At 69.8% G+C, this 12,822-nt stretch carries 10 protein-coding genes; 5 read left to right on the top strand and 5 right to left on the bottom strand.

From position 1 onward, the window contains the following. The first annotated feature begins 136 nt into the window (after positions 1 to 136). The 3 genes from N0B71_RS17270 to N0B71_RS17260 all read left to right on the top strand — a co-directional run bounded on the left by N0B71_RS17270 (position 137) and on the right by N0B71_RS17260 (position 2,547). Positions 137 to 598 carry a Spy/CpxP family protein refolding chaperone gene (locus tag N0B71_RS17270; protein ID WP_259753884.1) on the top strand — a complete coding sequence of 154 codons (462 nt, stop codon included), beginning with the start codon at positions 137 to 139 and terminating at the stop codon, positions 596 to 598. A gap of 93 nt (positions 599 to 691) precedes the next feature. Next, entirely contained in the window at positions 692 to 2,026 is a 1,335-nt protein-coding gene (locus N0B71_RS17265; protein WP_259753882.1) for a sensor histidine kinase, read from the top strand. Positions 2,027 to 2,052: 26 nt separating this feature from the next. Next, positions 2,053 to 2,547, top strand: a complete 495-nt coding sequence (locus N0B71_RS17260) for a hypothetical protein (protein WP_259753880.1) — start codon at positions 2,053 to 2,055, stop codon at positions 2,545 to 2,547. On the opposite strand, the gene N0B71_RS17255 is transcribed toward N0B71_RS17260, so the two are convergent. Further along, positions 2,528 to 3,088, bottom strand: coding sequence for a nitroreductase family protein (locus N0B71_RS17255; RefSeq protein ID WP_259753878.1), 561 nt, complete (start codon positions 3,086 to 3,088; stop codon positions 2,528 to 2,530). The two genes, N0B71_RS17260 and N0B71_RS17255, sit on opposite strands and share 20 nt — an antisense overlap. A 77-nt stretch (positions 3,089 to 3,165) precedes the next feature. Then, entirely contained in the window at positions 3,166 to 3,537 is a 372-nt protein-coding gene (locus tag N0B71_RS17250; RefSeq protein WP_259753876.1) for a YkgJ family cysteine cluster protein, read from the bottom strand. Positions 3,538 to 3,692: 155 nt separating this feature from the next. Between N0B71_RS17250 and N0B71_RS17245 the strand changes: the two genes are divergently transcribed. Continuing rightward, complete coding sequence (locus N0B71_RS17245; protein WP_259753874.1) at positions 3,693 to 5,147, top strand: TrkH family potassium uptake protein; 1,455 nt, start codon at positions 3,693 to 3,695, stop codon at positions 5,145 to 5,147. A gap of 239 nt (positions 5,148 to 5,386) precedes the next feature. On the opposite strand, the gene N0B71_RS17240 is transcribed toward N0B71_RS17245, so the two are convergent. Continuing rightward, positions 5,387 to 6,385: an AraC family transcriptional regulator gene (locus N0B71_RS17240; protein ID WP_259753872.1), complete on the bottom strand. Its 999-nt coding sequence runs from the start codon at positions 6,383 to 6,385 to the stop codon at positions 5,387 to 5,389. Positions 6,386 to 6,533: 148 nt separating this feature from the next. Here N0B71_RS17240 and N0B71_RS17235 point away from each other — a divergent pair, with 148 nt between their 5' ends. Further along, positions 6,534 to 6,851, top strand: coding sequence for an Mpo1-like protein (locus N0B71_RS17235; protein ID WP_259753870.1), 318 nt, complete (start codon positions 6,534 to 6,536; stop codon positions 6,849 to 6,851). Positions 6,852 to 6,855: 4 nt separating this feature from the next. Here N0B71_RS17235 and N0B71_RS17230 read toward each other — a convergent pair whose 3' ends face one another. Together N0B71_RS17230 and N0B71_RS17225 are read right to left on the bottom strand one after the other, a co-directional pair. Next, a complete protein-coding gene (locus tag N0B71_RS17230; protein WP_259753868.1) occupies positions 6,856 to 8,376 on the bottom strand; it encodes a glycosyltransferase family 39 protein in 1,521 nt (506 codons plus the stop codon). Between the two features lie 57 nt (positions 8,377 to 8,433). Beyond that, entirely contained in the window at positions 8,434 to 12,750 is a 4,317-nt protein-coding gene (locus N0B71_RS17225) for a DEAD/DEAH box helicase (RefSeq protein ID WP_259753866.1), read from the bottom strand. Between the last annotated feature and the right edge of the window lie 72 nt (positions 12,751 to 12,822).

Raw genomic sequence — 12,822 nt, 5'->3', positions numbered from 1 at the left:
CATGCGCGTCGCAAGGTTTCCAGCCGGGCTTCACCGAATCTTTACCGAAGCTTTACCTGTGGCTGACCGCCCTTGACCTTGCCAACCCTAGACTGGGCTCATCCGGTAACGACCGGTCCCTGAAAGGAGAAACACCATGCGCAAGACCCTGACCGCCCTGCTGATCGCTGCCGCCCTGCCGACCGTCGCGCTGGCGGCCACTCCGGCGCCGACCGACGCTCCGCCGCCCGCCCCGTTCATGAAGGAACAAGGCCCGGGCATGCACGGCCCGCGTGGCGAACACGGCGGCGCGTTCCGCGAACTGAACCTGACCCAGGACCAGCGCCAGCAAGTCGGCAAGGTGATGGGCGACTCGATGAAGGATCGCCGCGCGATCACCGAGAAGTACTGGAACAAGCTGCCCGAAGGCGACCGCAAAGCCATGCAGGACGAGCTCAAGGCCAACCACGACAAGACCGACGCCAGCATTCGCGGCATCCTCACCCCCGAACAGCAGAAGAAGTTCGACGAGCTGAAGAAGCAGCGCGAACAGCGCAAGGCCGAATGGGCTGAATTCCAGAGCTGGAAGGCCCAGAAGGACGGCGCGAAGAGCAACTGATTCGCTCCAGCCACCGCAGGCGCCGGGTTTCAACCCGGCGCCCTGCCATGAAGCCCCGACACTGGATACACCATGCGGCTGAACAGGAAGACCATGCGTTCACTCTTCTGGCGGATCCTCGCCGCCTTCTGGCTCGCCCTGCTGCTGGTGGCCGGATTGTCGATCCTGCTGGGCCGCGCGCTGAACCAGGACACCTGGGTCATCGCCCGCTATCCCGGGCTGCACGACATCGCCAAGCAATGGACTTTGCTCTACGAGACGCAAGGCCCGGATGCCGCCCAGCAATTGCTGGAGAGCCGCCGGCAGCAATACGAACTCTCGGTGCAGGTGCTCGACGAGACCGGCCAGCGCCTGGTGAACGGCACCTACCTGCCGCGCCCGCCACGCCCGCGCGGCAACTTCGACCGCAACGAGCTGCCGCGCTTCCCCTGGCGCCAGCTGAGCCAGGAATACACCAGCAGCCGCACCGACCAGACCTACCTGTTCATCTACCGAATTCCGCACCCGACGCTGCAGGCCTGGCACCGCAGCAGCCTGCTCTGGCCGCTGAGCGCCCTGGGCATCGCCCTGGTGGTGCTGACCGTGTTCAGCCTGCTGCTGACGCTGTCCATCACCCGCCCGCTGAACCGCCTGCGCCGCGCCGTGCATGACCTCGGCCAGACCAGTTATCAACAGGACAGCCTCGCCCGCCTGTCCCGCCGCGGCGACGAACTGGGCGTGCTGGCCCGCGACTTCAACCGCATGGGTGCCCGCCTGCAAGGGTTGATCGGCAGCCAGCGCCAGCTCCTGCGCGATGTCTCCCACGAACTGCGCTCGCCACTGGCGCGCCTGCGCATCGCCCTGGCCCTGGCCGAACGCGCCGACCCCGAGCAGCGTGCCGCCATGTGGCCGCGCCTGGAGCAGGAATGCGACCGCCTGGAAGCGCTGATCGGCGAAATCCTCGCCCTCGCCCGCCTCGACGCCGAGCCCGGCCCGACCAGCCGCATCGAACTGCTGCCGCTGTTCCAGCGCCTGCGCGATGACGCGCAACTGCTCTACCCGGAGCAGAACATCCAGCTCGACATCGCCCCGCACCTGGCCGTCGACGGCTGGCCGGACATGCTCGAACGCGCCCTCGACAACCTGCTGCGCAATGCCCTGCGCTTCAACCCGGCGGAGCAGCCGCTGCAGGTGCAGGCGCAGATCGAAGGCGAGCGTCTGCACCTGAGCGTGCGCGACCACGGCCCTGGCGCCGGCGAAGACCACCTGGCGCAACTGGGCGAGCCGTTCTTCCGCGCGCCCAACCAGAGCAGCCCCGGCCACGGCCTGGGCCTGGCCATCGCCCGGCGCGCCATCGAGCGGCACCACGGACGGCTGCGCCTGAGCAACCACCCCGACGGCGGTTTCCTGGCCAGCATCGATTTGCCGCTGCGCCGCCAGACCGCCTGAACCGAGCGTATTCACGGAGAGCCAGCATGAGCCTTCCCGCCTTCGCTACCCCGATCCCCGCCGCGCAACCACCGCTGCCGCCGGCCGCCCTGCTGCGCAGCGAGCCCTATGACGACCCGCAGTACCTGGTGCTGGCGGTGGAGCTGGCGCGCCTGGCCGCCCAATGGCGGGCACGCTGGCCGGGCTTGCGCCTGAGCCTGCCGCAGAGCGGCACCTGGCCGCTGGAAAGCTGGCCCGACGCGCTGGGCGAAGCCCTGGATTCGCTACTGGAAGGAGCGCTGGCGCACCATCCGCACGCGGCGCTGGAACTGTCGCTCAGCTCCGCACACGGCGAATTGCGCCTGGACCTGCAGGGCTACGACCCGCACGCCCTGGGCTGGCTGCCGGAGGCGCTGCCGCCGGCGCGGCGCCTGGCCGCGTGGCAGGGCGGGCACCTGCTCTGGCGCGCACCCCGCTCTGCCAATCAGGCCGGGAGCTGGACCGTTCGCCTGGAGCTGCCGCTCAGCCCTGCCAGGCGCTGACGAACTCGGCCGGGACCAGCGGCGCCGGGCGGCGCAATTCGCCGACCGGCGTGCCGAGGTAGATGAAACCGACGATGCGTTCGTTCTCCGCCAGGCCGAGCCCTTCGCGCACCAGCGGATCGAACGCCAGCGGGCCGGTGCGCCACATCGCGCCCAACCCTTCCACATAGGCCGCCTGGATGATGCCGTGGGCGGCACACCCCGCCGCCAGCCACTGCTCGATCTCCGGCACCTTGGGGTGATCCTGCAGGCGCGCCACGGCCACCACCAGCAATGGTGCGCGCAGCGGCATGGCGCGCGCCTTGTCCAGCGCCTCGGGCTTACCGTCCGGCTCCTTCGCGGCGATGGCGCGGGCGAACAATTCCCCCAGCGCCGTGCGCGCCTCGCCCGCCACGGTAAGGAAGCGCCACGGGCGCAGCTGCCCGTGGTCCGGGGCGCGCAGCGCGCTGCGGAACAGGCGATCCAGTTGCTCGGCGGTGGGTGCCGGCTCGCTCAGGCGGGCGTGGGACACACGGTTGAGCAACGCGTCGAGAGCCTCCATGGGCTGCCTCCAGTCAATCTCGAAAGCCGCCATTGTAGACGCAAAGGGTTCGCATTTGCCCAGCGCGTGAACGCGCCTCACGCCACCCGGTCGGGCGACAGGGTCGGCAACACCGGCGGCGTCAGCGGCGGCAGGCCATAGGCGGCGCGGGCCGTGTCGCAGTTGGGGTTGTGCACGCCATCGGTCCAGGAAGCCTCGAACTCCCGGCAGGTCGAGGAGCGCTGCTCGTACAGGGTGCAGCGCACCCCGCAGCCGACATCACCCAGCAGCGCGGTACAGCGCGACGGGCGCACGTCGGTACCGCGCATGGCCACCAGGTGCGGGCTGACCTGGACCACCTGTTCATCGGGGACGACACCGCCGGCGGAGCGGCACTCGCCGAAATAGAAGGACACACGAAAATGCGCACAGCAGGCGCCGCAATTCAAACACGGATTGTGAGTGGACATGGATGCGAAAGCACCAGAGAAACCGGCGAGCGCCGGCGGGCGAAGGCAGATTCTATCCATCCCGTTGCGCTTGTGAAGAGGGAGATTTCACTCGGTTTACAGGCGGCGGACGACAGGTAAAATGGCCGATTCCCACTTGTTTCAGACCTCAGCGCATGGCCCTGCCGACACTACGCACCCTCGGATTCATCATCGGCATCTTCGTGATCACGCTGGCGGTCGCCATGCTGGTCCCCATGGCCACGCTGCTCTACTACGGCCGCGCCAACGAACTGCACCCCTTCATCTGGTCGGCCATCATCACCTTCACCTGCGGGCTGGGCATGGTCATCCCCGGCCGCCCCGAGCAGGTGCACCTGCGCCCGCGGGACATGTACATGCTCACCGTGTCGAGCTGGGTGATCGTCTGCTTCTTCTCCGCCCTGCCCTTCATGTTCGCCCGGCACATCAGCTTCACCGACGCGATCTTCGAGAGCATGTCGGGGATAACCGCCACCGGCTCGACCATCCTCTCCGGGCTGGACAAGATGTCCCCGGGCATCCTCATCTGGCGCTCGCTGCTGCACTGGCTGGGCGGCATCGGCTTCATCGCCATGGCGGTGGCGATCCTGCCGATGCTGCGCATCGGCGGCATGCGCCTGTTCCAGACCGAATCCTCGGACCGCTCCGACAAGGTCATGCCGCGCTCGCACATGGTGGCCAAGTACATCGTCGGGGTGTACGTCGCCATCACCATCGCCGGCACCCTGGCCTTCTGGTGGGCCGGCATGGGCCTGTTCGACTCGCTCAACCACGCCATGTCGGCGATCTCCACCGGCGGCTTCTCCACCTCCGACCAGTCCCTGGCCAAATGGCACCAGCCGGCGGTGCACTGGGTCGCGGTGATGGTGATGATCCTGGGCAGCATTCCCTTCGTGCTCTACGTCGCCACCCTGCGCGGCAACCGCAAGGCGCTGATCCGCGATCACCAGGTGCATGGTTTTCTCGGCCTGCTGGTGTTCACCTGGCTGGTGATGGGCACCTGGTACTCGGTGAACTCCGGCCTGCCGTGGCTGGACGCCTTCCGCATCGTCGCGGTGAACGTCACCTCGGTGGTCACCACCACCGGCTTCGCGCTGGGCGACTACAGCCTGTGGGGCCACTTCTCGATCATGCTGTTCTTCTACCTGGGCTTCATCGGTGGCTGCTCCGGCTCCACCGCCGGCGGCATCAAGATCTTCCGCTTCCAGGTGGCCTACACCCTGCTGCGCGCCAGCCTGTACCAGCTGATCCACCCGCGCGCGGTGATCCGCCAGAGCTACAACGGCCACCGCTTGGACGAAGAGATCGTGCGCTCGATCCTGACCTTCTCGTTCTTCTTCGGCGCCACTGTCGGCGGCCTGGCGCTGGGCCTGTCGTTCCTCGGCCTGGACTGGATGACCTCGCTCACCGGCGCGGCCAGCACCGTGGCCGGCGTCGGGCCGGGCATGGGGCCGATCATCGGCCCGTCGGGCAACTTCGCCTCGCTGCCGGACGCGGCCAAATGGCTGCTGTGCGGCGGCATGCTGCTGGGGCGGCTGGAGATCATCACCGTGCTGGTGCTGTTCACCCCGGCGTTCTGGCGGCATTGATCGCCCTGACAGCCCCATTGGCCGGATGAACACGCCGCAGGATGGCGTGGAGCGAAGCGATACCCGTCAATCCCGGCACCGGCAGCATGGGTGTCGCTGCGCTCCATCCATCCTACAAACGCGCATACCGGGAGCGCCGGCACGTGGCGCAGCCTTTGTAGGAGCGAGCTTGCTCGCGAACCGCTTGACGCCGCAGCCGCCGGGAATCCCTTCGCGAGCAAGCTCGCTCCTACAACAGCTCACAGTTCTTCGCGGTACTCCCCCGGCGTCTTGCCGAACCAGCGGCGGAAGGCGCGGAAGAAGTTGCTCGGCTCGGAGAAGCCCAGCAGGTAGGCGACCTCCAGTAGCGTCATGCGCGGCGTGGCGAGGTACTGCTGGGCCAGCTCGCGGCGGGTGTCGTCGAGCAACTGCTGGTAGCTGGTGCCCTCTTCCTGCAACCGACGCTGCAGGGTGCGCTCGGACAGGTGCAGCGCCTGCGCCACGCTCTCGCGCTTGGGCTCGCCCTGGGGCAGCAGGCGGCACAGCACCTGGCGCGTCTGGTGGCTGAAGCGGCTGCTGACGAAGCGCGCCAGGTACTCACCGGCGAAGCGGTCGTGCAGGCGCGCCAGTTCTTCGTTGGCGGTGGGCAGCGGCGCGTTCATGTCCTCGTGGGAGAACAGCATCGCGCAGTCCGCGTGGCCAAAACTCAGTGGCGCCTGGAACAGCGCGCGGTAGGGTTCGACATCCGGCGGCGCCTCGCCGGCCAGGCGCACTTCCAGCGGCCTTATCGCCCGCCCGGTGATCCAGCGCAGCATGGCGATCAGGCTGGCCAGCGAGCACTCCGCGCTCTGCCGCGGCACCGGCAGGCGATCGCCATGCACGACGATGCGGTACAGGCAGCCCTCGGGCAGGCGGCGGAAGGTCAGGTCGGCGCCCTCGGCGATGATCCGCTGGTAGCGCTCCAGGCGCTCGAAGCCCTCGGCCAGGTTGCGGCTGGACATCAGCGCATAGCCCACCACGGGGAACGCCGGGGTGTGCACGCGGGCAATGTTCAGGCCGATGGCCGGGTTGCCGGACAGCTCCACGGCGCGGTTCCACAGACGGCTCATGGCGTCCTGCGGGAAGCGTGCGTCGGGGTCGTCGAGAGCGGCGAAGTCCAGCTCCAGTTCGGTGAACAGCGCGCGGCAGTCGAGGCCTTCCAGCTCCAGCGACTGGACGATCCCCCGCACCCAGCTCGACAGGGTCGTACGCTCAGGCATGCAGTTTCTTCTGGTTATGGTGGTGATCCGCGCCGAACGGTCGGATAGGCCGGCGGCACAGGGGGATACTAAACTGGCCCCCTATGTCATCCGCAAGTCTGAAGACGGCGGCCTACACTGGCGCCACCACAACAACAGGAGGTGCGCCATGAGCACCCAGACCGCCGATCGATTCCAGAGCTTCGCCGAGTTCTACCCGTATTACCTGCAGGAGCACAGCAACCCCGTGTGCCGCCGCCTGCACTACGTGGGCAGCCTGCTGGTGCTGTCGATCCTCGCCTACGCCCTCCTCAGCGGGCAGTGGCTGTGGCTGCTGGCCATGCCGCTGGCCGGTTATGGCTTCGCCTGGGTGGGCCACTTCGTGTTCGAGAAGAACCGCCCGGCCACCTTCAAGTACCCGCTGTGGTCGCTGATGGGCGACTGGGTGATGCTCAAGGACGCCTTCACCGGCCGCATCCGCTTCTGAGCCCTCAGCGCGCGGCGTTGCGCAGCGACGCGCGCTCGAACAGGAGCGCCTGCACTTCCCCGCCGGCATGCTGGGCGATGCGCCGCCAGTGGGCCGGCACGTCCGGGATCTCCTGGTCGTTGTAGCGGCTCATCACCAGCCAGACACGGCCGTCATCGCGCGGCAGGTCGGCCAGGCGGTCGACGAAGCTGTGCTGGCGATCATCGATGAGCGAGCCGAATCCGTACTCACCCGGTCGCCCGGAGGAACCGTCATCCGCCGGCGCGGTGTAGAGCAGCGGTTCGCTGCCGGTGCGGTTGTAGTAACGGAACGCCAGGTACCAGAGGATATCGTCCACCACCACCCGGTCGCCGGCGCGGTAGTGGGCATTGACGTAGGCGACCATGCCGTCGAACTGCTCGTCCGGATCGGTTTCCAGGGCCCGCTGCAGCCCCATGCCCTGCAAGCCGAGCAGCGTCGCCAGGGTCGCCACGCCCAGCACCCGCCGCGCCGCCAGCAGGTGGTCTAGCGCCAGCGCGAACAGCAGCGGCAAGCCCAGGGCGAACGCCGTCAGGTAGCGCTCGACGAACACCGGCGAGACGAACGACACGCCATACAGCGCCAGCAGCGGCAGACCGACATACAGGGCCAGCAACACGCCGGCGCGCTGGCGGCTGCGATCCAGGCGCAGCACCAGCAGGATCGCCGCCACCACCAGCAGCGGCACGCCCACCAGCAACGGCCAGGCCAGTTCGTTACCGTCCGACTGCGCCAGCCATTGCCAGAGCATCGACGGCACGGAGCGCGCATCCACCGGCGGCTCCCAGCCCACGTCGCCGCCGGCCACCAGCACCGCCATGTGGCGAATCAGGTCCAGCAGCCCCGGCAGCCAGGGCAGGAACAGCACGGCGATGGCCAGGTTGGCCAGCCACCAGTCGCGCCGGCGCAGCGGGCTGCCCGGCAGCGATGCCAGCCAGGCCCAGTGCACCAGCAGGCCGAACAGGCTGAAATAATGGGTGTAGAACGCCGCGCTCATCAGCAGCACGTAGGCCAGCAGGTAACGTCGCCGCCCGTCGTCCAGCCAGTAGAGCAAGGCCAGGGTCGCCGCCAGCAACCAGCAGCCGAGCAGCGCATACATGCGCACTTCCTGGCTGTAGCGCACCGCCGTGGGCAACAGCGCCAGCAGCAGGACGGCGAGCCAGGCCGTGCGGCGACCGGCGAGGCGCCAGGCCAGCCAGCCGCCGAGGAACACCGCCAGCGTGCCGCACAGCGCGCTGAGCAGGCGCAGCGACAGCACGCTCTCGCCGAACACGCCGATCCACAGGTGCAGCAGGTAGAAGTACAGCGGCGGGTGCACGTCGTGGGCGGCGTGCTGCCAGAGCGGCAGCGGCGCATAGCGGGCGAGGAACAGGCTGGAGCTTTCGTCCCCCCAGATGGCCGCACCGGTCAGTTCATACAGGCGCAGGCACAGCGCCAGCGCCAGCAGCGGCAGGAACCACCACTGGCGCAACAGCTCGGGCAGGCTCGGGGACTCGCGGGAAGACATCACAGCCTCACTGGGAGAAACGTCCGTGCCGCTGAGTGTATGCCAGGCGCGCCCGGCTTATCGACGGATCAGCAGTTCCCGCGCGCGGGCCTGGTCGTCCGGCGCCAGCTCGGCGAGCAGTTCCACCGCGCCGGCGATCAACGCGCCCACCGGCACGCCGTCGCGGTAGAGCACGCGGTTGCCGCTGACGGCCGGCACCTTGCGCCCCGGCAGCAGCGTGCCGGCGAGGTTCAGCGGATCGACCGCCGAGACCACCAGCCACTCGCCGCTGGCCCCGCGGCGGCGCACCTCGCGCAGCAGGCCGACGGCTTCGGGCAGGGCGAACTGTTCGCCGGTCAGCCCAGCGACGAAGCGCCCGCCGCGGATCTCCCCGCGCGCTTCCAGGCGATGGTAGACCCGCAGCAGGTCGCGCCAGGGCGGCAGCCAGTCGGCCTCACGGTCCAGCAGGCGCCAGCAGACCACGCCATAACGACGCAGCAGCGTCATGGCGACGTGTTCGAGTATCTCCGCCGGCAGCCGCGCCCCCGGCTCCAGCGTGGCGCGGCGCAGCAGCGCCCAGCGGCCGGCATCGGCCATGCCGAACAGCGGCGTGCGCGAGCGGCGTTGCGGGTGCCGCCTGGCCGCCGGCATCAGCAGCGCGCGCAGGCCGGCGAAGCTGTCGGCGTTCACCCGCCCCGCCGCCACCAGCTCGCCCAGCACGCTTTCCAGTTCGGTGCGCAGCAGGTGGCTGTCGCTGGTCAGTTCCTCAAAGAACGACGCGCCGTGCTCCTTGAGCACTTCCAGCACCTTGTTGGCCTTCGCCGACAGCTCGGCCTCCGCCTGCCCCGCGCTCAGCGCGCTCCACAGCGCCATCTGCGCCCGGGGCAGCAACACGACGGGGGTGCTTTTCAGCGGCCCGCCGCGGCCCTTGGCGGTCACTCGGCCCGGCAGGCGCGCCCAGACGATGCGGCCGGCGCGACATAGGTCGTCCAGCCAGTTGATGCCGTAGTCGGCCACGCGGCTGGGCAGGATGTCGCTCTCCCAGGCACTGGCCGCCGCCTGGAAACCTTCCAACTGGCTGAGCACGCCGGCCAGGGATTCCGCCCCGCGCACCCGCGTCCCCGCGGAGACGCGCTGCCAGTCGAAGAGAAAACGCATGAAGTCCGCCCGCGCCACCGGCTCGATTTCCCGGCGCAGGCGCTTGACCGTGTAACGGTGGATGCGCGCCAGCAGGTGCCGCTCGCACCACTGCTCCTCGCTCGCGCCGGGTGTGAAGTGGCCCCGCAGCACGTAGCCTTCGCGCTCCAGGCCGGCCAGGGCGACGCCGGTATCGCCCGGGGAAATACCCAGGTCGTCCGCCAGCTCGCGCAGCAGCCGCGGGCCGAACCCGGTCAGGCGCGCGCGCACCAGTTCGACCTGCGCCTCGTCCGCCGCGCAGGGTTCACGCAGCGCCGGCGGCAGGTCGAGCCGCGGGGTCATCGCCGCCTGCGGATGCAGCGCCAGCCATTGGCTGAGCCGCTCCGCCGCGACCCACACGGCACCTGTGGATAACCTCAGGCGCGTGGCGCGGCCGGCCTTGGCCAGGGATTTGAGCAGGAACGGCCAGCCATCGTTGGCCCGCGCCTCGCTGTCCCGCAGGCCGCCCAGGGCGGTCAGCGCCTCGTGCATCTCGTCGGTGTCGCGGGCTTCCGGCCAGGCCTCGGCGCGCACCGCCTCGATGGCTTCGGCATCCAGCGCGCCGAGATCGTCGGCGCTTTCGGGGTCGGTCCAGCGGCGGCTCTGCACGGCCTGGGTACGGCGCTCCTCCAGCGGTGCATCGTCGAGGAAGGCGTACGGGCTGGCGGACAGCACCTCTGCCGCCAGCGGCGAGGGCGCCGGCAGGTCGCGCGCCAGCAGGCTGACCTCGCCGCGCTCCATGCGCCGCAGCAGGTCGAGCCAGCCTTCGCTGTCCATGGCTTCGTGCAGGCAATCGTCGAGGGTCTGCGCCACCAGCGGGTGATCGGGAATCTCGCGTTCGCCGGCGATGTTCTCCAGGCAGGCCACCTGGTCGGGGAATACCGAGGCCAGCAGGTCTTCGCTGCGCATGCGTTGCAACGGCGGCGCCACCTTGCGCCCGCCGGCGAAGCGCGGCAGGGCCAGCGCGGTGGTGGCGTTCCAGCGCCAGCGCACGCCGAACAGCGGCGCGTCGAGCAGCGCCTGCACCAGCACCTGCTCGGCCGTGCTGGAATGCAGGTAGCGCCACACCTCGTCCAGGGGGAAGCTGTGGCTGGTGGCCAGCGAGAGAATGATCGCGTCCTCGGTGGCGGCGGCCTGCAGCTCGAAATTGAAGGTGCGGCAGAAGCGCTTGCGCAGCGCCAGGCCCCAGGCCCGGTTGAGGCGGCTGCCATGGGGCGAGTGGATGACCAGCTGCATGCCGCCGGACTCATCGAAGAAGCGTTCGAGGATCAGCGTCTTCTGCGTCGGCAGGGTGCCGAGCGCATGCCGCGCGCGGGCGAGATACTCCACCAGTTGCCGCGCCGCCGCATCGTCCAGGCCGAGCTGGCCGCGCAACCAGTCGATGGCGCGGGCCAGCGGCTCGGGTTCGTGCTCGCCCTGGGCGAGCAGCTCGTCCAGCTGGCCACGCAGGCGCGCCACGCTGGCGGACAGCTCGTCGCTGCGCCCCGGTGCCTCGCCGAGCCAGAAGGGAATGTTCGGCGGCTGGCCCTGGGCGTCCTCGACCCGCACCCGGCCAGCCTCCACGCGCAGGATGCGGTAGGAGGTGTTGCCGAGCTGGAAGATGTCGCCGGCCAGGCTTTCCACGGCGAAGTCCTCGTTCACCGTGCCGACAGCGAGACCCTGCGGCTCCAGCAGCACGGCATAGTCGCCGGTGTCGGGGATGGTGCCGCCGGAGGTCACCGCCGCCAGCTTCGCACCGCGCCGGCCGCGCAGGCGCTGGTGCACGGCGTCGCGGTGCAGGTAGGCGCCGCGCTGTCCGTTGCGGCTGGCATAGCCTTCGGCGAGGGTGCGCAACAGTGCGTCGAACTGGTCGCGGCGCAGCTCCGCGTAGGGCTGCGCCGCGGTAAACAACGCGAACAGCACGTCCTCCTGCCATTCCTGGCAGGCCACCTCGGCGACGATCTGCTGGGCCAGCACATCCAGCGGCGCGCGCGGAATGCTCAGCGCATCCAGCTCGTGGCGGCGCACGCTGTCGAGCAGCGCCACGCATTCGATCAGGTCGTCCCGCGAGGTCGGGAACAGCCGGCCCTTGGGCGTGCCGCCGACGCTGTGGCCGGAGCGCCCGACGCGCTGCAGGAAGGCGGCGATGGAGCGCGGCGAGCCGATCTGGCAGACCAGTTCGACGTCGCCGATATCGATGCCCAGCTCCAGCGACGCGGTGGCCACCAGCACCTTCAACTGCCCCGCCTTGAGCCGCCGCTCGGCGCCCAGGCGCTGCTCCTTGGACAGGCTGCCGTGGTGCGCCGCCACCCAGCCGGCGCCGAGGCGCTCGGCCAGGTGCCGGGTGATGCGCTCGGACAGCCGCCGGGTGTTGACGAACACCAGGGTGGTGCGGTGGGCGCTGGCCAGCTCGGCCAGGCGGTCGTAGACCTTGTCCCAGACGTCGTGGGACATCACCGCCTCCAGCGGCGCCGCCGGCACCTCCAGGTTCAGGTCGCGCTGGCGGCTGTAGCCGATGTCGACGATGCGACAGGCCTGGTGGCGACCGACGAGGAAGCCCGCCACCGCCTCGATGGGCTTCTGCGTGGCGGACAGGCCGATGCGCGCCAGCGGCGCCTCGCACAGGGCCTGCAGGCGTTCCAGCGACAGCGCCAGGTGGCTGCCGCGCTTGCTCGCGGCGATGGCGTGGATTTCGTCGACGATCACGCTGCGCGCGCCGGCCAGCATGGCGCGGCCGGATGCCGAGCCGAGCAGCACGTAGAGCGACTCCGGCGTGGTGACCAGGATGTGCGGCACGCGCCGGCGCATGGCCTCGCGCTCGCTGGAGGTGGTATCGCCGGTGCGCACCGCGGTGCGGATATCCACCGGCGGCAGGCCCCTTTCCACCAGCGCGGCACGGATGCCGGCCAAGGGCTCCTCGAGGTTGATGCGGATATCGTTGGACAGCGCCTTGAGCGGCGAGACGTAGACCACGCTGGTGCGCTCGGGCAGTTCGCCGCCGTTGGCCAGCCCCTCGCGAACCAGAGCGTCGATGGCCGCCAGGAACGCCGTGAGGGTCTTGCCCGAGCCGGTGGGCGCGGCGACCAGGGTCGATTCGCCGGCCTGGATCGCCGGCCAGGCCTGCACCTGTGCCGGCGTCGGCGCGGGAAAATGCGCGCGGAACCAGCCGGCCACCGCCGGGTGGAACGCGGACAGCACATCGGCGCGCCGGGCGCGGGGGGAGGTTCGGGGAGCAGTCATGCCGATCAATATGGTGGCGCGCGAAGACCGTCACAAGGACCGCTGATCGCGCCTCGCCGCAGGCCGCGCCAG

Source organism: Pseudomonas sp. GCEP-101, assembly GCF_025133575.1.
In the GTDB taxonomy this organism is placed as follows: domain Bacteria; phylum Pseudomonadota; class Gammaproteobacteria; order Pseudomonadales; family Pseudomonadaceae; genus Pseudomonas; species Pseudomonas nitroreducens_B.
The sequence above is the reverse complement of the archived record's forward strand: the minus strand, read 5'-3'. Positions and strand labels throughout refer to the sequence as shown.